Annotated in this window: 21 protein-coding genes; 16 read left to right on the forward strand and 5 right to left on the reverse strand. The window is 40.1% G+C overall.

Annotation, left to right across the window (positions count from 1 at the left end; genetic code table 11):
* Nucleotides 1-972 precede the first annotated feature (972 nt).
* Genes ACERJO_RS11390 through ACERJO_RS11415 form a run of 6 tightly spaced genes read left to right on the forward strand, consistent with a single transcriptional unit; the run spans nucleotide 973 to nucleotide 7336 of the window.
* The gene (locus tag ACERJO_RS11390) at nucleotides 973-1815 is read left to right on the forward strand and encodes a PHP domain-containing protein (protein ID WP_373647517.1); all 843 of its coding nucleotides are present in this window, start codon (nucleotides 973-975) and stop codon (nucleotides 1813-1815) included.
* A 37-nt stretch (nucleotides 1816-1852) separates the two neighbouring features.
* A complete protein-coding gene (locus ACERJO_RS11395; RefSeq protein ID WP_373647518.1) occupies nucleotides 1853-2650 on the forward strand; it encodes a sugar phosphate isomerase/epimerase family protein in 798 nt (265 codons plus the stop codon).
* Nucleotides 2647-3447 (forward strand): 5'/3'-nucleotidase SurE, encoded by an 801-nt coding sequence (gene surE / locus ACERJO_RS11400; protein WP_247102629.1) that lies wholly within the window; start codon nucleotides 2647-2649, stop codon nucleotides 3445-3447. The genes ACERJO_RS11395 and surE overlap by 4 nt, the downstream gene beginning before the upstream one ends.
* Nucleotides 3444-4520, forward strand: coding sequence for an ABC transporter substrate-binding protein (locus ACERJO_RS11405; protein WP_373647519.1), 1077 nt, complete (start codon nucleotides 3444-3446; stop codon nucleotides 4518-4520). The genes surE and ACERJO_RS11405 overlap by 4 nt, the downstream gene beginning before the upstream one ends.
* A gap of 15 nt (nucleotides 4521-4535) precedes the next feature.
* Nucleotides 4536-6263, forward strand: coding sequence for an ABC transporter permease (locus ACERJO_RS11410; RefSeq protein WP_373647520.1), 1728 nt, complete (start codon nucleotides 4536-4538; stop codon nucleotides 6261-6263).
* Nucleotides 6260-7336 (forward strand): ABC transporter ATP-binding protein, encoded by a 1077-nt coding sequence (locus ACERJO_RS11415; RefSeq protein ID WP_373647521.1) that lies wholly within the window; start codon nucleotides 6260-6262, stop codon nucleotides 7334-7336. The genes ACERJO_RS11410 and ACERJO_RS11415 overlap by 4 nt, the downstream gene beginning before the upstream one ends.
* 89 nt (nucleotides 7337-7425) lie before the next feature.
* Here the strand turns inward: ACERJO_RS11415 and ACERJO_RS11420 are convergent, their stop codons facing one another.
* A complete protein-coding gene (locus ACERJO_RS11420; protein ID WP_373647522.1) occupies nucleotides 7426-7995 on the reverse strand; it encodes a cupin domain-containing protein in 570 nt (189 codons plus the stop codon).
* Nucleotides 7996-8259: 264 nt separating this feature from the next.
* Here ACERJO_RS11420 and ACERJO_RS11425 point away from each other — a divergent pair, with 264 nt between their 5' ends.
* Entirely contained in the window at nucleotides 8260-9789 is a 1530-nt protein-coding gene (locus tag ACERJO_RS11425) for an AbgT family transporter (protein ID WP_247102640.1), read from the forward strand.
* A 346-nt stretch (nucleotides 9790-10135) separates the two neighbouring features.
* Here the strand turns inward: ACERJO_RS11425 and ACERJO_RS11430 are convergent, their stop codons facing one another.
* Both ACERJO_RS11430 and ACERJO_RS11435 read right to left on the reverse strand, forming a co-directional pair.
* Complete coding sequence (locus ACERJO_RS11430) at nucleotides 10136-10315, reverse strand: H-type small acid-soluble spore protein (protein WP_247102643.1); 180 nt, start codon at nucleotides 10313-10315, stop codon at nucleotides 10136-10138.
* A 69-nt stretch (nucleotides 10316-10384) separates the two neighbouring features.
* Entirely contained in the window at nucleotides 10385-11938 is a 1554-nt protein-coding gene (locus ACERJO_RS11435; RefSeq protein ID WP_373647524.1) for a histidine kinase N-terminal 7TM domain-containing diguanylate cyclase, read from the reverse strand.
* A gap of 172 nt (nucleotides 11939-12110) precedes the next feature.
* Between ACERJO_RS11435 and ACERJO_RS11440 the strand changes: the two genes are divergently transcribed.
* The gene (locus tag ACERJO_RS11440) at nucleotides 12111-12893 is read left to right on the forward strand and encodes a TIM barrel protein (RefSeq protein ID WP_373647525.1); all 783 of its coding nucleotides are present in this window, start codon (nucleotides 12111-12113) and stop codon (nucleotides 12891-12893) included.
* A 274-nt stretch (nucleotides 12894-13167) separates the two neighbouring features.
* On the opposite strand, the gene ACERJO_RS11445 is transcribed toward ACERJO_RS11440, so the two are convergent.
* Nucleotides 13168-13566, reverse strand: coding sequence for a bactofilin family protein (locus ACERJO_RS11445; protein WP_373647526.1), 399 nt, complete (start codon nucleotides 13564-13566; stop codon nucleotides 13168-13170).
* A 29-nt stretch (nucleotides 13567-13595) separates the two neighbouring features.
* Nucleotides 13596-14534 (reverse strand): M23 family metallopeptidase, encoded by a 939-nt coding sequence (locus tag ACERJO_RS11450; RefSeq protein WP_373647527.1) that lies wholly within the window; start codon nucleotides 14532-14534, stop codon nucleotides 13596-13598.
* Nucleotides 14535-14872: 338 nt separating this feature from the next.
* Here ACERJO_RS11450 and ACERJO_RS11455 point away from each other — a divergent pair, with 338 nt between their 5' ends.
* The 8 genes from ACERJO_RS11455 to ACERJO_RS11490 all read left to right on the forward strand — a co-directional run bounded on the left by ACERJO_RS11455 (nucleotide 14873) and on the right by ACERJO_RS11490 (nucleotide 24185).
* Complete coding sequence (locus tag ACERJO_RS11455; RefSeq protein WP_247102671.1) at nucleotides 14873-15901, forward strand: LacI family DNA-binding transcriptional regulator; 1029 nt, start codon at nucleotides 14873-14875, stop codon at nucleotides 15899-15901.
* A gap of 41 nt (nucleotides 15902-15942) precedes the next feature.
* A complete protein-coding gene (locus tag ACERJO_RS11460) occupies nucleotides 15943-17913 on the forward strand; it encodes an ABC transporter substrate-binding protein (RefSeq protein WP_373647528.1) in 1971 nt (656 codons plus the stop codon).
* A gap of 148 nt (nucleotides 17914-18061) precedes the next feature.
* On the forward strand, nucleotides 18062-19060 hold the full coding sequence (locus ACERJO_RS11465; RefSeq protein ID WP_247102684.1) for an ABC transporter permease: 999 nt from the start codon (nucleotides 18062-18064) through the stop codon (nucleotides 19058-19060).
* A 3-nt stretch (nucleotides 19061-19063) separates the two neighbouring features.
* On the forward strand, nucleotides 19064-20212 hold the full coding sequence (locus ACERJO_RS11470; protein WP_247102687.1) for an ABC transporter permease: 1149 nt from the start codon (nucleotides 19064-19066) through the stop codon (nucleotides 20210-20212).
* Nucleotides 20213-20234: 22 nt separating this feature from the next.
* The gene (locus ACERJO_RS11475) at nucleotides 20235-21281 is read left to right on the forward strand and encodes an ABC transporter ATP-binding protein (RefSeq protein ID WP_247102691.1); all 1047 of its coding nucleotides are present in this window, start codon (nucleotides 20235-20237) and stop codon (nucleotides 21279-21281) included.
* Nucleotides 21262-22257 carry an ABC transporter ATP-binding protein gene (locus ACERJO_RS11480; RefSeq protein ID WP_247102694.1) on the forward strand — a complete coding sequence of 332 codons (996 nt, stop codon included), beginning with the start codon at nucleotides 21262-21264 and terminating at the stop codon, nucleotides 22255-22257. Before ACERJO_RS11475 ends, ACERJO_RS11480 begins: the two co-directional genes overlap by 20 nt.
* A gap of 27 nt (nucleotides 22258-22284) precedes the next feature.
* Nucleotides 22285-22836 carry an HAD family hydrolase gene (locus tag ACERJO_RS11485; protein WP_247102697.1) on the forward strand — a complete coding sequence of 184 codons (552 nt, stop codon included), beginning with the start codon at nucleotides 22285-22287 and terminating at the stop codon, nucleotides 22834-22836.
* Nucleotides 22837-22844: 8 nt separating this feature from the next.
* Nucleotides 22845-24185, forward strand: a complete 1341-nt coding sequence (locus ACERJO_RS11490; protein ID WP_247102700.1) for an MATE family efflux transporter — start codon at nucleotides 22845-22847, stop codon at nucleotides 24183-24185.
* The last annotated feature ends 14 nt before the right edge of the window (nucleotides 24186-24199 follow it).

The following is a 24199-nucleotide window of genomic DNA, read 5'->3' on the forward strand; positions in this document are numbered from 1 at the left end:
GAAGAAATAGGCTATATAAGTGTTCGAAACGGAACGTCATTCCGCTAATACGTCAAAAGACGAGAGAAACGAAGAACAAACGGTTAAATAACGGAATGAGGTTCCGGAAGGGCAGTAAAAAAGGGCTTTATAAATGAAATAGCGGAATGAGGTTCCATCAAGGAGCATAGAAGTGGTTTCGCGGGTAGTGTGGTCGTTGATCTGAAATGAAACTACATTCAGATCATTGTCCCATACGCACGGGCGACCGCTACAAAGAACACGGATGGAGTTTGGCGGTTCTTTTAAAGCAATGTGCGATACGGCTGCTTTGTTACAGTGGTGGATTTTCCGTATTAAGTGAAGCAATCGCTAGTCATATCAAAGCCAATGAAAACTTTTTCAGTGGCTTCCACTGTATAACCTTAACCCCACAGCAGGTCTCACACTTCTTCCTACTTTTGCAAGGGCAGAGTTCGTTGCGTCCGATCTTTTTTCCTGTTTGAAAGCTGATCACGTTGTCTGGAATCGGCTTTGATCGGCTTGAATCCGTCCGGTAGTCATTCAACAAATGTGTAGCATTTCAAAAAGCAGTCTCGTGTAAGATTCATCAGGTGAACGAATGAATGAAGTAGTTTATTGACTTCGGCTTTCTTATTCTTGGGATTTGTTAGCTGTCATTATAAAGGGAAAATAGATGAGATGATAAATTTTTCGTAATAGTAGAAGTGGAAATATAAAAAAACAGTAGAATGTAAAGGGAACCATGCCGAATTATGTAAAGGAATGATAAATTTTTTACAATAAATTTACATGTAACCTCTCTATGAAGCGTGTCAACCTGTTGTTATACCTCGATTCCTCCTATCATTTACCTTATCTTTACAAATGACAGCTTCACAAACCTTTTACAAAATGGTTAAGTCTTCTTTATTCTCACTTGATGTTCATTTTATACGATGGTAGCAGAAAGAGATGGGGGGATGTGATTGGTTGCGGATTGATTTACATATGCATAGTACACACTCAGACGGAGCGATGACGCCGAGAGAAATTGTTGCTGAGGCTTTACGTCTTGGACTTTCAGTTATTTCTATTACTGATCATGATGAAATTTCCGGTTATTTTGAAGCGAAGGAACTAGCGACTTCTTGTGGACTTCAGCTATTGTCTGGCATTGAATTCAATACAGACGGTGCTCAAGGAGAGCTTCATATTCTTGGTTATGGCTTTGATTCGAATCACCCGAGCTTGCTGGAGTATGTGAAATGGAGAAAGGAAGAACGACGGAAATGGTCAAAGGAAATCGTTGAACGGCTTCAGAATCTCGGTTATCCAATTGATTGGGAGGACTGCTGGCAAAGAGCCGGAGGACAAGTAATTGTACGGACTCATATTGCGGATGAACTCGTAGCGAAGGGCTTCTTTTCGTCATCGAAGCAAGCGTATGATCAGCTATTGAAAAAGGGAGGACAAGCTTTCGTTAGCCGAAGAGGACTTTCGGCAGAGGCTGCAATTGGGCTTATTCATGAATGTGGTGGGAAAGCATTTCTCGCGCACCCAGGCGAGTATGATTGGAGCTATTCCTTCGAAGCATTGCTTGAAGCCGGTCTAGATGGAATTGAAGTGTACTACTCCAAGCATGAGCATCGTGAACGTATGTATTGGCTCAAACGAGCGGCTAAGCATCAATTACTTGTCAGTGTCGGCAGTGACTTTCACGGTTACGATTCACGAAGTCCGTATCCTATTGGTTCAGTTGACTATGATACTAAGCGTTTGGAATGGGTCTTTGGACAACTAGAAGGAAAGGCACTGAAAAAGTTTCGTATTTAATTTTTTTTAGTGTCCTCCTAGAAGGTGAGGTGGAGAAGTGAAGCTATATGCATCATCTACTTTGTTATGGGGAAAGAGCATTCATGATATCGGAGCGGCTGTCTCCTTTTATGGTCTTCATGGAATCGAGCTATGGGCAGAGCAAATTTGGCATAGCAAAATGATGGTCCGTGATATTAAGCGAATGTTAAAAAGATACAACCTTGAAGTGAGCTTTCATGCTGCGAGCTGGGATTTAAATATTTGTTCGCTTAACGAAGGGATTCGAAAGCAATCAATCAATGAGGTCGTTCAGTCATTTGCATTAGCAGCGTCGATCGGTGCGACGAATGTAACGGTTCACCCCGGTAAGCGTACACTTTCAAAAGATTGGACGTTGTGGCATATCCGCAAGCTAGAAGAGAGTTTGGACTATTTGGAGGAAGCCGCAGCAACATTCGGGGTTACGATGTCACTCGAGCTGATGGAAGTGGAGAAAAAGGAATTCGTTACATCTGGTCAGCAGATGGCGCCCTTTTTATTCAATCGCTCTGAGCATGTGCAAGCGACTTTTGATGCAGCGCATATTTCTTTGGACAAAAATATTGTAGCCGAATTTGAACAAATGACGAGAGTCAGCAAAATACATTTAAGTGATTCGACCTCCTCTGTCTATCATGTTGCCTTAGGAGAAGGAGAGCTAGAGCTGGAGCCTTTTTTAGAGCGTGTACAGGGTAGTCATTTACCTGTCGTTCTTGAAGGTTATGATGCAAGTGAGGAAAGTGAACTATTAAAGAAGCATGCTCACTATATGAAAGCTTACATCGAAAAGAATATGGAGGAAGTGACAAGTTGAAATTTCTTGTGACAAATGATGATGGAATTTTTGCTCCTGGTGTGGCGGCGTTAATTGAAGTGCTACAGCACTTTGGTGAAATTTATGTTGTTTGCCCGGATCAAGAAAGGAGTGCGATTAGCCATTCTATTACACTACGACAGCCTTTAAAGGCATCACCTGTGAAGCTGTTTGGGGGGAATGTGCACGCATGGGCAGTGAATGGGACACCGGCCGATTGTGTGAAGCTAGGTATGGATGTCTTAATGAAGGAGCCGCCAGACTTCGTTGTATCTGGAATGAATATTGGTCCGAATTTGGGTCGAGATGTTTATTATTCTGGAACGATGGCAGCTGCGGCAGAAGCAGCATTGTACCAAATTCCAGCAATGGCTGTTTCAATTGATCGATTGGAGGTTAAGGACCTTAATTTTCAAGTTCCAAAGCGGTTGTTATATCAGGTACTAGAACCATTATTAGCAAATAAGATACCTGGCGGGGTTTTTGTGAATGTGAATTTGCCTTATGTGAAAAAAGAGTATTGTAGAGGGATTGCAGTAGCTCCACTAGATCTATCGGTTGCGCGCTACCGGTATGTCGGTCTGAATGATCCGTATGGCAACGTCTATTATTGGTTAAAGGATCGCTTGCAGCAACTGACAGAGTTTGATGATGAAGGGGACTTCGCTAAGCTTAAAGGGGGCTATATTACGGTGACTCCACTAGAGGGTAAAGTGAGTCAACGCAAGCATTTGCGTAAATTTGAACGTTGGTTACGTGTAAAAATGATACAAGAAACGAAGGAGGAAACAATATGATAAAGCAATGGTTGATGGCAATGATTTTAATGTTAGGGCTTGTATTAACAGCGTGTGGGTCGGCAGAGGATAGTCAGACAGATTCTGAAACTAACGGTGAAGAGGATCAGCAGGATCAAGAAACAGAGCAAGTGGATAGTGAAGAAGGTCGATCTATTTCTGGTGAGGTTCAATTTTATACATCACAGCCAGATGCGGATGCAGAACAGCTTGTTAGTGGGTTTAATGAGCTACACCCAGATGTACAGGTGACGATCTTCCGTTCAGGTACGGAGGAAGTCATTAGTAAGATTCTCGCGGAGGAACAGGCGGGTGACATTCAAGCAGATGTCCTGTTAGTAGCTGATGCTGTTACATTTGAATCATTAAAGGAACAAGAATTATTATTGGCATACGAATCTGATGAGTTTGCTCATATTCCGGATGAGTTCATTGATTCAGACTATATGTATGCGGGAACGAAAGTGATGGCGACTGTATTAGCGGTTAATACGAATGATGTAGCAGAGCTTCCGACATCTTGGCACGCTGTAAATGAAGATGATGCGAATGGAGAAGTCATTATGCCGAGTCCGCTTTATTCAGGAGCTGCTGCTTATAATGTTGGGGTTTTCTCAAGACAAGGTGACTTTGGTTGGGAATTCTTCGAAAATCTTAGTGGACAAGATGTCACAGTCGTACAAGGAAATGGAGCCGTTCTCCAAGCTGTTGCTGGCGGGGAGCAAGCATATGGAATGGTTGTGGACTTCATTGTCGCTCGTGCGAAAGCGGAAGGGTCACCGATTGAATTAATTTATCCAGAGGAAGGTGTACCTGTTATAACAGAGCCGATTGGAATTATGAATGGAACGGACAATGAAGAAGTTTCAAAGGCATTTGTTGATTTTGTTTTATCAGAGCAAGGACAGCAAATGGCGGCTGACATTGGTTACACACCTATTCGTGAAGGGATAATGGCACCTGAAGGCTTGAAGACAATTGATGAAATGGATGTATTGACTTCGGATGTTGCTGATTTACTTTCAACGAGAGAGGAAGATAAACAAAGGTTTGTTGATATCTTTGGAGAATAATCGAGGTGTTCGATCATGAATCAAACTGTACAAGGAAGACTCCCGCTTGAGTCTTCCTTCTCCTTTACACGTAACAGGAAAACGCTTTGGCTGATTTTGTCGTTAGTCTTTGTTCTATTCCTTTTTGTTTGGCCGATTATGAAGCTTGTTGGACTGAGTTTTTCGGTGGAAGAAGGCCATGTGCTAACGAACTATACAACGGTTTTGCAGGAAGCAAGAACGTGGCGGATTTTACAAAATACGGGGATTGTTGTTGCTGGTTCAACGGCATTGTCAATTGGACTAGGTGTGTCCTTAGCGTGGCTAGTTGCTTATAGCGACATTCGTGCGAAAAAGCTCTTACATGTATTTGTGCTCCTTCCTTTTATTATTCCTTCGTATATTATTACGTTGTCGTGGACGCAGTTTCTTAGTCGGAACGGAATGGTCGCTTCTATCTTAGATTGGTTACCTGGTCAGCTTGAACCGTTTAATTTATATAGTCATTTTGGAATGATTCTCGTGCTAGGTCTCTCACATTATCCACTTGTTTTTTTATTGACGATGAGTGTGTTAAGGCGGATTCCGCGTGATTTAGAGTGGGCTGTTCGTTCTTCAGGTGGCAGTGGTTGGACAGTGTTTCGAAAGGTAACGTTTCCTTTAGCATTACCGGGAATCGCAAGTGGTGGACTACTAGCTTTTTTAGCAAATTTAGATAACTTCGGAATACCGGCTTTTCTTGGTATACCTGCCAATATATCCGTATTAAGTACAGTCATCTATCAAGAAATCGTTGGTTTTGGTCCAAGTGCATTCGCTCGTGCGGCGACGTTTTCTGTGATTTTAGGTGTCATTGCTTTGCTCGGAACATTATTTCAATGGTTGCTTTTACGACGATCTAAGGAAGGGGAAAGCAGTGAGATAGACCATAAGCCCCGCTTTACTTTAGGTAAGGCTCGGCCTGTGATGGAAGGTATTCTGTGGAGCTTTTTAATCGTTATTAGCATTGTGCCGCTTTTTTCAATGGTAGGAACTTCGCTTATTCGTGCGTACGGACTTTCTTTTGCTTTAGAGAATTTGACGCTTGATCATTACCGCTTTATTTTATTTGAGAACGATAAGGTACGTGGAGCGATGACGAATAGTTTGAAGCTGGCGATCGGGACAGGGGTTATATGCTTAGTTATCGGTACAGCAATTGCTTATTATCGTTTGCGGAAGAAGACTTTAGTGAGTAAGGTGATGGAATTAGCCGTTGGATTACCATATGCCTTACCGGGAATGGTGCTTGCGCTTGCGATGATCTTAGCGTGGATGCAACCCATTCCAGGCTGGAATCCAGGTATTTACGGTAGTATTTGGATTTTGTTTATCGCTTATGTGACGAGATTTATGATATTACAAGTTCGTGGAAGCATGACGGCGATGTCGCAAGTTGCTCCATCAATGGAGGAGGCTGCACATGTGTCAGGAGCATCCTTCTTTGCTAAATGGCGCTTTATCATGCTACCTCTTTTATTACCAGGCTTATTAAGTGGTGCGTTTCTTGTTATGCTAACGACGTTAACGGAATTGACTGTTTCAGCGCTGCTTTGGTCAAGTGGATCGGAAACGATTGGTTTGATGATCTTTAACTTTGAGCAATCAGGCTATACGACGTATTCTACAGCATTTTCAACGGTTGTTGTATTAACAATGCTTAGTCTAACAGGTGTACTTCTTATCCTTCAGAAGGTATACGAACGAAAGGTGGCACATCGATGAGTACAGTATTATCAAGTGTAACGAAAGTGTTTGGAAAAACGACGGCTTTATCTGCTGTTGATATGACCATTAATGATGGTGAATTCGTTGCGATTGTTGGTCCGTCTGGTTGTGGGAAAACGACGCTGCTACGCTTGTTAGCTGGGTTTGATTCTCCTACTTCTGGTGAAATTGAAATGAATACAGAAGTCGTTGCGAATGCACGAGGGATTGTTCGTCCTGAGAAACGGAATATAGGTATGGTCTTTCAATCCTTTGCCCTTTGGCCGCACTTAAAGGTGAAGGAGCAAGTTCTATTTCCATTACATCATCATCGCTTTGTAGATAAGGAGCTTAAGCGTCATAGTGAGGAACGAGTCATAGAGATGCTGAAGCTTGTCGGACTTGCGGATTACGCCCAACGCATGCCGAACGAATTATCAGGTGGTCAGAAGCAACGAGTAGCCATTGCTCGAGCTCTAGCCCCGAAGCCCGCATTGCTATTAATGGATGAACCGTTAAGTAGTTTAGATGCAGAGCTGAGAATGGAGCTTAGAAAAGAAATCCAGACGATTCACCGAATGATGAATACGGCGATTGTGTACGTGACACATGATCAAGCTGAGGCATTGGCAATGGCTGATAAAATTGTTGTCATGAAGGATGGACAAATCGAGCAATTCGGTTCCCCAGAAGAGGTTTATATGAATCCGAAGACGCCGTTTGTTGCTACATTTGTAGGAAAGGCGAATTTAATTCAAGGGAAATGGCTAGGAGATGCATTTAAGCCGTTTCATGATGAACAGATTCTTTGGATCGCTTCTGATGTGACCGACGAAATGAAGAGGCATGATGTGTTACCGGTACGACCAGAGCAATTCACTATTTCTCGATCAGGTAATGGATTGAGGGGAATCGTACGTAATGTGATGTTTCAAGGGAAGGAATTTCACTACTCAGTTGATGTAAATGGCCAGCTTTTAAATGTGCATAGTGATTATAGCTCAAAAGTAGAAGTTGGAGACGAGGTAGTACTAGCTCATACGAGTTATACAAACGAGAGAATGCCAGCAGAAGAAATCCCATCCTACTAGCGAATAGAAAAAGTACCACAGCTCTAAGTCGAGCTGTGGTGCTTTTTCACATATAAATAAATAAGTGCAAATAGTTATAAGTTTAGTCATTATTTTTTAACGTACTTCGCTATTAATTGCTGATCGACCCCCATTCTTTTCGCTTTTTTGGCGAGACGATCAAGCATAAATCTTTGGACAAGCTTAGGAACTTGTACGAGACGAGTATCTTGCATATCAAGTGCGAGAGCAGTATACATCGGGTTTTTGAGTGTCCCCTTTTTCTCGTCCATTTCCCCATCAGCAGCGAGTCCGTAAATGATTCTCATTGACGTTTCAAAGTTATTTGCAGGAGTTAATTTGACTCTAAAAGTGACAGGGTGCTTTTCAGAAGCATTTAAAAAGGCATGATGAGTTTCCTTTTCTACTGTGAAGCTTTCTCCAGGCTGTAAGATTACTTCTTTGTTAGCAAGTAAAATTTTCAACTCACCATCTACTGTTTCGAACGTTTCTTCAAATTGCCGGTGATAATGTAGCGGAGGGCCTTCTCCTTTTGGTGGTAGAAAAACCTCGATATATTCATATTTTCCACCGGTTTCCTCGCTAGATTCAAGGAAGGTAATTTCTTCTCCTGTAATCGCATGAACAATCGTTTTGTTGTAGTTTGGTTCAGCTGTCATCTTTCTTCTCCTTTCTAATTCATTCGTTCAGTTATATCTTTCGACTGATATAGTGAAAATCCTACATCGTCGCAACAGCTTTCAATAAACTTTAAGAACATTTTAAATTATTTTAAAAAAGTGAATAGTTATATTATTTTAAAATATCTTTATATTATGTATACTTACTATTTTATTTACAAAATGCAAGCATTTTAATATACTTTTAAAGTATTTCAGTATATTAATTTTCAGAATATTTTGGAGATGGAAGGAGTATCCATAATGAAGAAAGCGAAAAAGCAAGGGTTTGTTCTTCGTTCGTTAGATACAATTGAGGTTGTTGGTAATAAACTCCCCCATCCAGTGACATTATTCTTTTATTTTGCTTTAGCTATTGTAGTGTTATCGGCTATTTTTTCACTGGTTGGTTTACAAGTGCAAGATCCACTTAATGAAGGGGAGATCATTGAGGTTAAGAACTTACTAAGCGCTGAAGGAATTTCTTATATGTTCACAAGTGCAGTAGCCAATTTTACAGGTTTTGCCCCGCTTGGTACGGTCCTTGTAACGATGCTAGGGATTGGGATTGCGGAGCGTTCTGGTTTAATTAGTGCGATGCTGCGCGGGCTTGTTACGTCTGTTCCGAAGCAGCTTTTAACGGCTGCACTCGTCTTTGGTGGTATTATGTCAAGTATGGCAGCGGATGCAGGCTATGTTGTATTAACACCGCTTGGTGCGGTTCTTTTTGCAGGTTTAGGGAGACATCCATTAGCGGGACTAGCTGCCGCTTTTGCAGGGGTTTCAGCTGGTTATAGTGCGAATCTCTTACTGACATCACTTGATCCGCTATTAGGTTCATTGGCACAAGAAGCAGCGGCAACCTTTGATCCAGGTTATGCGGAAACGATGAACTATGCGATGAACTGGTATTTTATGATTGCTTCTGTGTTTGTGTTAACGATTGTGGGAACGTTTGTGACGGAGAAAATTGTTGAACCACGGCTAGGAACATTTAAAGGTCAAGTAGAAGAAGAGGTCAATTATTTGAAAGCCGAAGAAAAGAAAGGCTTATGGGGGGCACTTATAGCATTTGTTGTTACATGTGCAGCTTTAGCTCTACTCATTGTTCCTGAATGGGGACCGATGAGAGGTGAAGATGGTGCGGTTATTAGCTCACCGTTCTTTTCATCACTTGTACCTGTTATTTTAATTATGTTCTTCATTCCTGGTTTGGTGTACGGGAAGCTAACGAAAACGATTAAGGATGATAAGGATGTTGCCAATCAATTGTCTGATACGATGGCGACAATGGGTGCGTATATCGTCCTAGCATTTGCAGCAGGTCAATTTGTCGCTTATTTTAACGAAACGAATCTCGGTCAAATCTTAGCGATTAAAGGTGCTGAATTCTTGGAGAATACAGGATTTACCGGAATTCCACTTATTTTGACGTTTATTGTTGTAGCTGGATTTATTAATATATTTATCGGAAGTGCCTCAGCAAAATGGGCGATAATGGCACCTGTGTTTGTACCGATGATGATGGGTGTTGGCTACTCTCCTGAATTAACATTAATTGCTTATCGAATTGCCGATTCGACGACAAATATTATCTCACCTTTAATGCCGTACTTTGCTATCGTAATTGCCTTTGCGCAAAAGTATGACAAAAAGGTTGGGATCGGAACCTTGATTTCAACGATGCTTCCTTATTCAATTGCTTTTTCGATCGTTTGGATCATTATGTTAATTGTCTGGATGACATTAGGTATTGATTTAGGACCTGGATCACCGATTTATTATACAAATTAAATAAAATAAGCGTAACGCTGAAGGCCACTGAAAAAGGTTGATTTTAACTTTTTCAATGGCCTTTTTTTGTGTCAAACGGAACCTCATTCCGTTAAAGGGAAGAAATAAGTCATTTAAGCATATGAAGAGGAACCTCATTCCGCTAATACGTCAAAAGAAGACAAAAAGGAAGCCCAAACGGTCAAATAGCGGAACGAGATTCCGAAAGTCTAGTCAAAAAAGGCTTCATCAAGCAAATAGCGGAATGAGGTTCCACGAAGAATACCAAAGCGGATGCTCGTGTGACGTCGGCTCCGAATAGTACACTATGATCATGCAAATAAGAAAAGCTACTAACGAGCTTTTCTTATTCTTCTGTTAGTTCGCTAATGGCCACGCTTTGCTTTTGATCTGGGTTGTCAATTGGGTGGATCGTTGCTTTTCCGTTGCTGCGGTCAACATGCTCAATGTAAATCTTTTGACCGTTGTGTATAACTGGAATCATTGTTTCAGAAGAAGATATTTCTTGTGCTCGTTCTGTTTCCATGACATTAACCTCCTAAATGGTTGTACCTTTACTATTTATCAATCTGACGGAGGTTATGCATGTGAATCGTTATAAGTTGAACGTAGTAGGCATTTTAATTGTGTTTCTTTCTTCTTTTGCTTCATATAGTAACTGATCTGCTTCAAGAAGTAGCTTGTCAAACGTGTCATTCCCTTTTTTTGTAGAAAGACCAATACTTACGGTAAGCTTAATCGTAGCAGTTAATTCCGTGCGTTCAAACGTTTGCTGAATCGTCTTAGCTGTTTCATAGGCTTGATCTAATGATGTTTTCGGTAATGTGACCGCAAACTCCTCACCACCAATACGACCAAAAATCTTATCGTGCCCTAATAAATCACTACAGATTGTTGCGAATTGGTGCAATACTTGATCACCAACGTTATGGCCGTGCGTATCATTAATCGATTTGAAAAAGTCGATATCAATGATCATAAGGGAAAAAGAGGTTTGTTCCTCAAGTGACTTAGAAAACGCTCTTTTTGATAAATCGACAAAATGACGACGGTTGTGAACTCTTGTTAGATAATCTGTAGTTGCTTGAATAAAGAGGCGCTTCTCTGTCCATTTTCGCGATGTAATATCCATTAACGTTGTTAAGTGACCGATGAATTGTCCTTTGTAATTCTTCAATGGCGAAACTGATACTTCATAATAGATTTTAGAGTCAGGTGTAACTTCAATTTGAACTTCTCTTAAGTTAGAGTAGCTTTTCTTCCATTGCTCATATTCATCTAATTGTTCATGCCAATTTTGTCCTATTGTAAGTGAATCTTGTCCGAAGTTTCGAAAATCTTGTGTGATGATCTCTTTCGCTGAGGGATTTTGATCGATTAGTGTTCCTGAAATATCAGTAACGATAACACCGCTCTTCATCTTTTCAATGAGCTGATCCCTAGCGATTGGCCATATATAAAAGAGTCTGTAGCGAAAAAGACCCCATGCAATGAAAAGGCCACTGAAAATAAGTACGATCGAAGTTGGAGCAAATGGTGCAAATGGATTGAAGCCCAATAAATCCAAGAGCATCGAAATAACTGGAATTAACAGTCCGATTAATAATATGGCATATTGCCGATTAAAAGGGTGTATAGAATGTTTATAAGCACGATATAAAATGAAAAAGCTAATACATATCAAAAAATACGCATAAACAATGAAAAGAAGGCTTAATATCGTTCGCTCATATTGAATAAAAGATAAGGAACCAGCCTGTTCTAGTGAAACAGTTGTATGCAAAAGAAAATGGTAGTCGTTAGTCCATATAAGGATGGGTGTTAAAATAAGCGGAAGACTAATCGGAACAAGGTATTTTCCTTGAAACCATTTACTGTACCCGCAATATTGAAGAGCAAAGATGAAATAGCAATAGGCTGAACCATAAACGCCCAGCTGAGAAAAACGCATCCAGAATTTCTTCGCTTCAAAGCTTTCAACCAGTATTTCAAATGTATAGCCAAACGACCAAACTAGGGCACAAGTCATTAGCCAAGCAAAGGAACGCGATCCATTAGCATGATGGTTGCGTAAGGCATATATAATTAATAGTATTGAGATAATTGATGACGATGTTAATATAAAGTGATGTGGCGTATCGAAATTCATGTCGATTCTCCCATTTTAAAGTAATAATCATGTGGTGGTTCAAATTTCACTAACGTCTCTATCATATATGATCTATATGTGTTTATCCATTGAAATGTGTGTGGAAAGAACTAAGACCTTTAAATAAAAAGAGATCTTATAAGCTAGTAAAGAGATGGAGAGGATGTTAAGAATGGAATGGATCCGGTTAAAATCAGGCTTAAGAGAGGATCATCTCGCTAATCGCTTAAAGCACAACCCGGAGATTTTAGAGCTTCATTTGAACGAGGAGGATATGTATCAACCTAGTCGCCTTATTGAAACGATAAAGTGGCTACAAAGTCAAGGGACAACGGTCTACCTTCATCATCCTTCTAAGTATAAAGGCCACTATTTAGATATTATTAGTAATGATAAAGAAAGAAGGTATTTTTATGATTGGTCAACAAGTGTACTCGCCAATATTTGTGAAAAAATGGATGTGAAATGCGTGATTCATTGCCATTATGCTAACTCGGAAAGCTCAAGAGGTATTGATGATCAGGTCAAACGGTGGAATGTACGTAAGCGTATTGAAGAAATATTATCAATTCATCCGACATGTTTTTTATGGGAAGATACAATAGGAGGGATCTTTTCGGCTGAAAACCCTCATTTACACGAAGAAATCATCGAGCCATTGAATTTACCCCTAACGATTGATATTAGTCATTCATTCATAGCTTTAAACGGATCTAATGAACGACTCCGAAAACATCTTGAAAATTACGCTTTTTATGCCCAGTACTATCATGTGGTGGACAGTAAGGGCCTAAACCACGATTCATTGCCACTTGGTGAAGGGAATATTGATTGGAAGATGGTCAAGCCATTTGTAGTCGATACGGATTTTATCTTTGAAATTGGATTAAGTGATTCAGACCATTTGGATTGTAGCCCGATGCTTGCGAGTGCGGCGTATTTTGCGAAGGTCTAATCTAGTTGGACAGTAGCTTAGGCTCTAAGAGCTCAAGGGGGGATAGAAGTGGACTATTTCTGAATTAGTCTTAGCAACGTAGAGAATCCTCATTTCGCTATATAGTGGGAATAGGACTAGAAAGTGAATGAAAGGAATCCTCATCCCACTAATTCGATCGTAGTTGAGAAAACTGCGATTGAAAAGGTTAAATAGCGGAATGAGGAAACGATTCACCTTCACGCTAATCGCAATGACTACGGACGAAGCAATTAAGAATGCTTCAATTTCCTCATTACTCGACAGCCTCTTTTTTCTGTGACTGATCCTTCTTTTCCAAAGGTGTTGGTTCCTTTTTTTCGTTCATTTGACTTTCACCGTTAAAGCGTGCACCATCTTCTATAATCATTCCGTTCATTTGGGCTTTCCCGGAAAAAGAGCCTCCGGATTGTATTTGTAGTTTCTCTGTGACGTGAAGGTTTCCTTTGATTGTTCCTGCAATGATGACATTTCTAGCTGAAATTGACGGCTCTACTAAACCATCTTTACCGACGATGACATCTCCCTCACTTTCAACCCCTCCAAGTATTTTACCTTCCACTCGTAAGCTTGTTTGTGTCTTAATCGTTCCTTCAATAGTCGTATCAGCACCTATGACCGTGTCAAATACTTTTGTTTTATCATTTTTAAACATCGAACCTTCCTTTCTGTGATAGAGCTTCCTTACTCGTAATCAAAAAATAGAGTCATATATGGATAAGGATCTACTGGCTCGCCATACTTCCAAATTTCATAATGTAAATGTGGACCTGTACTTCGTCCTGTACTTCCTAGGGAGCCAATTATTTCCCCTTTCTTCACTTCCTGTCCAGTCTCAACCTTCATTTCCGATAGATGTGCATACAACGTTTCATAGGTTGAAGAATGCTCGATGATAATCGTATTTCCATATCCACCGTAATATTGAGCTAACGTGACCGACCCATCTGCTCCGGCATAGATAGGTGTTCCAGTAGGTCCACCTAAATCAATTCCGGAATGAAAGGCTGATGTACGGCGGAATGGATCTTCTCTTAGCCCATAATGGGAGGTGATCGTTTGTACGTCAGCAGGCCATGCGGTAGGGACTCTTTTTAATGCTTCACTCATTTCATGAATATCCGCAATTGTTGTTTGATAGCTTTCAATCAAGCCTTGAAGCGTCAGGTTATCTAGATCAATCTCTTCATTTTCCGTTAATGAATTCGAAACAGGTATGTCAATACCTCCACTAGAATCAGAAGAATATGCTCGTTCGTTAGCTTGCTCGACCGTATCAATGATCTCAGACATATATTCACGCATTTCATTTTCTAGATTGGCGAGGTTTTGCATTTTTGTCTCATATTCTGTAGTTTCATCTTCTAAAAAAGCTAGATTTAAGCGTAGTGATTCGACCTTTTCCGTATGATACGCTAATTCATCACTAAGCATTTCGTTTTCTTGTGTGAGCTGTTCGTTCGTATGTTGGGAGAAAAAGAAAAAAGCTAAAGGGATGAAGATGACTAAAGGAAGTCCAGTTAAAAGAAAGGACGGAATATTTAGATGAATCACAGGTTTGGATGAGTTCGAAAAAATAATAAAAGACCAGCGGCGGCTATTGAGCCGTTTCTTCCAATTCACTCGTTTATCCTCCTTAATTTTATATGTACTTCGACATGTTTCCCAGGAAATATTGTAAGGGATTACAGCATATTTTGTATTTCAACATTTGCCATTATAACATCAAATTATGACATAATACCTATTTTTTCGATAAAATCTAAATTTTTATTGAAGCTTGTCAATGATTTCATTTCATTTTCAGCCTTTGCAACTATTGCTCAGTTACTATCATTCTCCAATATAAAATTGTAAATCATAAATATACATATTCTTAACATTTTTTTACATGTCGTTTATTGAAGGTTAATAAAACCGGTTTAATATGAGAGACGAAGTAACACGAAAGGTGATGATCTATGCCCACAATTAATGATGTAGCAAAAGCAGCTGGCGTCTCAAAGAGTACGGTGTCTAATGTGTTTAGTCAAAAACGACCGATTAGCGAGGAAGTAAAAGAAAAAGTATTAGAAATTGCCAAGGAACTGAATTATCGACCGAATTATTTAGCGCGTAGCTTAGCTATTAAACAGACGAAAATTATTGGATTGAATATGATTGGAGAAAAAGTGAAATTCAACCCATTCCATTTGTCTTTTATTAATGGTGTGTTGCAGCAATGCTATTTGAATGATTATCGATTGCTGATTAATACGTTGTCAAATGATTACAAGGAACAAGTTATGAACATATCATCAGATCCCACAGATGGAGAAATTATTTTAAATCCATCGATAAAGGACTCGAGGATTGAGGAATTTATGGAATATCAAATTCCAATGGTTATCATTGGCCGGCCACCAAAACAGTATGAGGAAATTCTCCCATCTGTTGATAATGATAATTTCCCTGCTGCACAAAAGGCTACGGATTACTTATTAGCTTTAGGACACCGTCATATTTTATTTTGCAATGCACCGAAAGTTAGGACAGTGAGTATTGATCGTGAACAAGGGTATCAATTTGCTCTTAAGCAATTTGGTTTAGGAGGTCACTATCAGCATATTGAATATCGTGACGAAACGAGGACCTCAATTGAATATGGCTCTTATATTGCTCATAACGTACTTAGCCAAAATAAGGAGATTAGTGCGATTATTACGGACAATGATAAGGTAGCTCTCGGTGTATATAGAGCTTGCAAAGAGTTAGGAAGGTCGATTCCTGAGGATTTATCAATTATCGCCTTTAGCGATGGATCGATGTATTCTGATGAGTTACAACCGTCATTGACGACGATGACGCTCAATGGTGTGACATTAGGGATAGAAGCGATGAATTTGTTATTAGAGAGGTTAGAAAATACAGATTGTATAAAAAGAGTAACCGTTAAGATTGAATTACACGAACGTCAATCTTGTGCGCCAATGGATAAGCTACAGAAATGAATAGGAGAAAAGTTTAATTGTAAAAGGGAGAGAATGAATTCATGAAACGAAAATGGGCTTTATGTATCATCTTTTTTATTGCTTTGGTGATGGGTGGTTGCAGTGGTGGAAATGAGGAAGCTTCTTCAGAAAATGAGCAAGATGAAGTACCCGAGGTGGATCAAGTTGACCTTAATCAAACCGGTTTAATGGAAGCGCCTATGTTAATGGATCTAGTTGAAGCAGGTGATCTCGAACCAGTTCAGGATCGAATGCCGATTATGGAAGATATTATGATTGAGGATGTTGTAGAGGAGATTGGTCAATATGGTGGGGAGTGGGTTTTCCCGTGGGCTGGTCCTGATGACAAGTGGGGAATTGGAAAAGCGACAGAAGAAGCGCTGTTTCGATTCCAAGAGGATGGTGATGGGATCGAGCCAAACGTAGCAAAAGGCTATGATGTGAATGAAGATTCAACAGAATACATCATTTACTTGCGTGAGGGAATGCGTTGGTCTGATGGAGAACCATTTACTGCTGATGATGTTATTTTTTATTGGGAGCATATGTTATTGCCAGAAACGTTCGGAAAGGCTTTATACGATTGTTACTATTCAGTAAATCCTGAAACTGGTGAACGAGTACGTTCAGATGTGACAAAGGTAGATGATTATACAATAAAGGTCACTCACGAATATCCGAGTGTGCTTTTCTTAGAACGGTTAGCCATTGATAACAAGTGGTTCTTTGCACCGGCTCATTTCTATAAGGATATTTTACCAGAGTTAATTGGAGAGGAAGAAGCTTTAGAGGTAGCAAGTGAATGGGGATATAACGATCTTGATTCATTTGGTGAGTGGACAGGCTATTACTTCTGGTTGTTTCCTGAACGTCCAACATTACGTCCATGGGTAGCTAGTAATGATCCTTATAGCGACCGTTTTATTATGGAGCGTAATCCATACTATTTTAAAACCGATGCGGAAGGGAATCAGCTGCCGTATATCGATTCAATCGTGTTAGATCGTATGCAGGACGATAGTCATTATTTACTAGAAACACTAGCAGGTAATATCAATTTAAGAATGTTTGGTTTTGAGGAATTTACAGTGTTAAAGGAAAATGAAGAACGTGGCGATTACCGAATTCTACAATGGTATCCAGCGTCGTGGTCTAGTACCGGTTTACAACTGAATCAAACGGTAGAAGATCCTAAGTTGCGTGAGCTCTTTCAAGATATTCGTTTTCGTGAGGCACTATCAGTGGCTGTTGATCGTCATGAGCTTTCAGAGATTCTTACCCATGGGCTAGGTGAGCCTCAACAGGCGGCAGTTCCAGAGAGCCTACCAAACTATCAAGAGGGATGGCAAGATCAATGGGTAGAGTATGACGTTGAGCGGGCAAATGATTTGCTTGATGAAATTGGACTTGTTTGGGACGAAAATGAAGAATTTCGAACGTTTGCCGATGGGTCAGAGCTACGGCTCGTTATTTATCAAGAAAGTCGTGGAGAGTCACAGGTTGGAACGTTACAAGAATTATTGAAAATGTATTATGAAGAAATTGGAATTAAGACAGATGTTACGATTGCTGATCAAGGTCGCTTCTTCGATTTAAAATATGACAATCAAATTCCTGCGACTACGCAAACCGTTAGTGTCGTGAAAGTGTCTTACCGTCCAGATGAGCTTGTGCCATTACGAGTGATTACTCCTTGGTTCGGACATTATGGCTTGTACCATTCTTCTGGAGGTGAAGAAGGGGTAGAGCCTGAAGGTGATGTTGCGAAGCTATTAGAATATTGGGGGAATCTTACATCTTCAACCACTTCTGAGGATGTCGATTATTGGAGCGAGGAAATTATTAAGCTTCATCAAGAGAATCAGTGGGTTATTGGGTATACAGGCCCTACTCCAACGTTAGTCGTTGCAAGTAATGATATGAGAAATATCCCTGATGGCATTGTCGATAGTGATGAGTTCCGTGGGTTCGGTCATGCCAAGCCTGCACAGTTTTTCTTGAAACAAGATTAATTTAGGAGTGGAGAGTAAGAGAAGGGATTCTTTCCTTACTCTCCCTTCCCCATAGATCTAAAATATGGACTTTTTTTAGTCATCAGGGAAGCGATGAACGTATATGTGGTGACACACACATTTGTCCTACAGAAGGAGAGGTTCAGTTATGTTTCGGTACATCATTCGTAGAACTCTATTAATGATCCCAGTTGTCTTTGTCATCTCACTCATTGTTTTCTTTATTATCCAACTGCCTCCTGGTGATTTTGTGAGTAATTATGCGATGCAAATGGAACAGGAAGGCGATGTGATTAATAGTGAGCAATTAGAGAGATTGAGAGATACATATGGTTTAAATGAACCATGGTACGTTCAATATGGGAAATGGATGGGAGGAATCATTACGAGAGGCGATTTCGGGCATTCCATGAGCTACAACCGACCTGTCTCAGAGGTTATACAGCAGCATATGGGGATGACCATTGTCGTATCAGTCGCTTCATTATTGTTTACATATTTTGTTGCGATTCCGATTGGGATTTATAGTGCAATTAAGCAATATTCATTAGGAGATTATGTGTTTACAACGATTGGTTTTATCGGAATGGCCACACCTAATTTCTTATTAGCGATTATTTTAATGTATCTTTCCTTCGTCTATTTTGGAGATCCGATGCTCGGTCTTCAGTCCCAAGAATTTGTTGATCAGCCTTGGAGTGTGGCAAAAATAATGGATATGTTAAAGCATTTAGTTATACCTATTGTCGTAATAGGTACAGCGAGCACGTGTGAGTTAATCCGTGTGATGCGTGGACAAATGTTAGACGAAATGAATAAGCCTAATGTGTTAACAGCACGCGCAAAAGGTTTATCGGAAGCAAAAGCATTACGGAAATACCCGACTAGAGCAGCATTAAATCCGATTATTAGTACGATTGGTTGGTCGCTAACTGCGATTTTCACCGGTTCAACGATTACAGCGATTGTCTTGAATTTACCTACGCAAGGACCGGTTATGCATCGGGCTCTATTAGGTCAGGATATGTATTTGGCAGGGACGTGGTTGTTTTTTATGGCAATTTTCACCGTTATTGGCACATTGATTTCGGATATTCTGCTAGCTTGGCTAGATCCAAGAATCCGAATGGAAAGAAAAGGAATGTAGTAAATGAATACACACATACCGAATGAAGTTAATCGAAAGCCAATTCTTTGGAGAAGAAAGAAAAATGAAGACTCTATTCATATTGCATCACAATGGAGTTTAATTTTTAAGAAGCTTAGAAAGCATAAGCTAGCGCGAATAAGCTTAGTGATCCTCTTTACATTGTATGGTGCGGCCCTTTTCGGTCAATTTATTGCACCTTATGGATTGCAAAGCTACAACAGTGAGTATATGAATGCTCCGCCGACACAAGTTCATTTCTTTGATGAGGATGGGCAGTTTCATTTTCGGCCGTTTGTGTACGGGTTAACGTCATCACGAGATCCTGATACGTTAAGAAAAGTGATTGTCGAGGATACGTCGGTTATACACCCGGTTCAATTTCTAGTTCGAGGGGAAGCCTACCAATTTCTTGGCTTGTTTGAAACGAACTTGCGCTTGTTTGGTGTTGAGGCACCTGGTCAAATTTTTTTATTTGGTACGGATGGGACAGGCCGTGATTTATTTTCCCGTATTATTCTAGGTAGTCAAGTTTCCTTATCGATTCCTCTTGTCGGTGTAGCGATTAGTTTTGTTTTAGGGGTGATTATTGGTGGAGTTTCTGGTTATTTTGGTGGCGTTGTGGATTCGGTTATTCAAAGGTTAATTGAAATTATCCGCTCATTCCCTACACTGCCACTTTGGATGGCATTATCTGCCGCGATCCCTCCACGTGTTCCCGTTGTGCAAATGTTTTTATATATTACGGTTATTATGGCATTCCTAGAATGGACAGGTCTGGCTCGTGTCGTGCGTAGTAAATTTGTTTCATTGAAAAATGAAGATTACGTGATGGCAGCGAAACTGTCTGGTGTTAGTAACTTTAAAATTATTTTAACCCATTTAATACCTGGGTTTATGAGTTATCTCGTTGTGGCAGCTACATTGGCAATACCGGCAATGATTCTTGGTGAGACAGCTTTGAGTTTTTTAGGATTAGGAATGCAGGCTCCTGCTACAAGTTGGGGCGTGTTATTACAAGAAGCACAGCAAATAGAAAATGTAGCTCTTTACCCATGGAAGCTGATTCCTTTAGGGTTTGTCATCTTAACCGTCTTAGCGTTTAATTTCTTAGGTGATGGATTACGTGATGCAGCAGACCCTTATAAGTAAGGAAAGGAGAGCGGGATTTAAAATGAGTCAAGAACAGGAAGCATTTTTACAAGTGAAAAATTTACGTATCGAATTTAAAACAGATAATGGTCTTCTTCAAGCGGTTAGGGGCATTGATTTCTCTCTAAAAAAAGGAAAGACACTCGGCATTGTTGGGGAATCTGGTTGTGGAAAAAGCGTTACGAGTAAAGCCATTATCGGCTTAAATCCGAAAGAATTTCAAACGACTGGAGAAGTATTATTGCAGCAAGAGAACACAAAGGAGCCATTAGACTTATTAACTATTAAACAAAATGGACCAGTGATGCGTTCGATTCGTGGGAAGCGTATTTCAATGATTTTCCAAGAGCCAATGACGGCATTTTCTCCTTTATATACAATTGGCAATCAAATAATGGAGGCTGTCTTGCTTCATCAGACGAAGGATAAAAAGCAAGCGAAGGAATGGACACTGAGAATGCTTGAAAAAGTAGGTATTTCAGATGCTGAAAAAAGATTTGAACAATATCCTCATGAATTTTCTGGTGGGATGAGACAACGGGCGATGATTGCGATGGCTCTTTCATGTAATCCGGAAATCTTAATTGCTGATGAGCCGACGACCGCACTGGATGTGACGATTCAAGCCCAAGTGCTTGAATTAATGAAGGACCTACAAGAAGAGTTTGGAATGTCGATTTTGTTCATTACTCATGATCTTGGGATCGTCGCTGAGATGTGCGATGAGGTGGCTGTTATGTATTTAGGGAAAGTGGTCGAGCACGGGACCGTACATGATCTATTTAAACGTCCAAAGCATCCGTATACGAAAGGATTAATTGACTCCATTCCGGTCATTGGTAGCCGTAAGAAGAGGTTACTATCGATTGAAGGGACGGTTCCTGTTCCAATTGGGTTAACAACAGGCTGTGGTTTCTATGAACGCTGTCATGAACGAATACAGGGAGTGTGTAATAAGCGTGATGTGAATACAATTCATGTCGATGACCGACATAAAGTTGCATGTGTTCTATATGATTCTACGCTTGAAAAAAAGGAGGTCCATGTCGGTGAGCGAGACTATTCTTGAAATCGAGCATTTATCAAAAGAGTTTAAAGAGAAAAAGTCTTCACAAGTCGTTAAAGCTGTTTCCGATATTTCATTTTCATTAAGAAAGGGAGAGACACTAAGCTTAGTTGGAGAATCGGGTTGTGGTAAGACAACGCTTGGACGATGTATCGTTCGAGGGATTGAGTCAACAGCTGGACACGTTTATTTTTACGGTAGTGGAGCTAGGAAAGTTGATTTCTTAACATTGAAAAGCCGGGCTTATAAAGAGGTGCGTCCTGATATTCAAATGATCTTTCAAGATCCTTATTCGTCTTTAAATCCGAGAATGACTGTGTTTGATATTATTAGTGAACCGTTAAGGGCTATGAAACGGTTTAGTAAGCAAGACATAGAGGATAGAGTGAAGAATATAGCGCGAAAAACAGGCTTAAATGTTAGCTATTTAAAAAGGTATCCGCACTCCTTTTCTGGTGGACAACGGCAAAGGATCGGAATAGCTCGTGCGCTCGTAACAGAGCCGAAAATCATTGTGTGTGATGAGGCTGTTTCGGCTTTGGATGTTTCCATTCAAGCACAAATTATTAATCTATTGAAAGACTTGCAAGAAGAATTTAATGTAACGTATTTATTCATTTCACATGATTTATCAGTTGTTGAGCATATATCTGACCGCGTGGCTGTGATGTATTTAGGCGAAATCATTGAGCTTGCCAATACGAATGATTTGTATGAGAGACCGATGCACCCTTATACAGAGGCGCTGTTATCTGCTGTACCTAAGGCGAATCCGGATCTTAAGACGAATCGCAAAGTTTTAACAGGAGAGGTTCCTAATCCAGCAAACCGTCCAAGTGGATGTCATTTTCATCCGAGATGTGCTTATCGAACAGAAAAATGTGAGCATGTGGCACCTACATTAACGGAGATAGAAGATGGTCGTAGTGTTTCGTGTCACTATGCGAACGAGCTTAAGCTACAAGGTGTATTTCAATAGCATGTTAACAGGAAGGGCGTGGACACGTTGAAAAAAGAACTAATTATATTAATGGATTGTGGAGATACGATTATAGATGAATCTACGGAAATTCGAGATAAGAATGAAGTAGTGACCTCAGCAAAGGTTATACCACATGCAGATGAAGTCGTCCAGGAGCTAGCAAATCAGGGATATAGACTGGCTCTCGTAGCTGATGGACTGGCACAATCGTTTAAAAATATGCTAACAGATCATAACATCTATGATTGTTTTGAGACAATGATTTACTCAGAAACGATTAAAGTGAGGAAGCCTGATGCACGAATGTTTAAGGCAGCATTAGGAGCACTTGATTTATCATTGGACGATAGAGAGAGGGTTGTCATGGTTGGAAATAATTTAAGTCGTGACATTCGTGGGGCTAATGAACTTGGGATTACAAGCATTTTCCTTGATTGGTCGCCACGCTATACGAATAAGCCTGAGAATGAACAGGAAAAGCCTGATTTTACAATTCATGAACCAAGACAGCTTCTTTCGCTAATAGAGCAATTGAATGAACAGGTCTCTCAACAGCAAGTGATAGATGTAAAGTAGAATGACCTATGAAATTTAAACGTGAAGTGACGTTATTAGTTGTACCTTTTGTTTTACATATGCTCATTAGTAACTCTTTTTCCTTTATTGACACGTTAATGATCACCGGTTTAGGAGAGGTAGCTGTTGCATCGATTGCAGCGGCTAGTCAATTTACCTTTGTACTTGGAATGGTTTTGTCGGCTACATATGGAATGTCGGCGTTTATTACACAGTTTTATGGGATTAATCAAATGAACAACGTGTATCGGACGATGGGATTAATGCTCGTCACAAGTCTTTTCTTTTCCGTACTAGCATTTATAATCGTTACTGTGTTTAAAGAACAACTACTTTCGTTTTTTATTAACGATGAACAAGGAATTGCTTATGGTGTGCAATATGTAAGTGTCATTGTGTTTGTATTTATATTAAACGCGATTAAGGATACTTTTGGTCATGCGCTTGGTGCGATCGGCAAAATAAAAGTAAACGTCGTGTTCGGTTGTATCGGAATGGGGTTAAATACGTTATTCAATTATTTGCTTATTTATGGGATTGGCTGGTTTCCTGCTTATGAGGTAAAAGGGGCGGCGATTGCGACGCTACTTTCGACGATTATTAGCCTCCTTCTACTCGTTGGATTTATTTATGGTCGGCGCTACTATTTACATGCGCGCTTTGATCAGCTTTTTTCGTTTAATTGGTCCTTTTGTAAGAGGGTGTACAAAACGATTTATCCGCTCGTACTCCATGAAGGGATCTGGTCGTTAGGAAATATGCTTTATGCCGTCGCATTTGGACATATGGGGATTGTTGCTTTAGCGACCTTTCAGCTAGCACGAATATTCAATCAGTATTTTCTAATGGGGATTTCGGGATTCTCGTATGCGGCTCGTGTCATGATTGGAAGAAAGCTAAGCTCAGAAGATCCATCAGCAGCTATTACAAATGCTAGAGAATTTACTAAGCTGGCCATCTACTCAGCGATCGTTGTAAGTGTGCTGATCATTCTCTTGAATCCACTAATTGTTAGTTTGTTTGCACAACTAAGTCCTGAGGTACAACGGACATTTCAAAACGTGCTTTATATACAAGGTGTCGTCTTAACGATGTATTTCTTAAATCATCTTTGGATTGTTGGAGTGTTTCGCTCTGGTGGAGATAATGTATTTTCAATGAAGCTCGTTTTATGTACAACATGGTTCATTGCGCTTCCACTTGTGTTCTTAGGAGCGTATGTTTTTCATTGGTCGATTGAGCTTGTTTACTTTATGTTTGCTTTAGAAGAAATTACAAAATCAATTTTTGGTTATTTCCGATATCGGTCAAATAAATGGGCACGCAATTTAGTGCAGGATTTTTCATAAGATAAAGAAAGAAG

This window comes from Halalkalibacter sp. AB-rgal2 (genome assembly GCF_041821005.1).
Classification (GTDB): Bacteria; Bacillota; Bacilli; order Bacillales; family Bacillaceae_D; genus Halalkalibacter.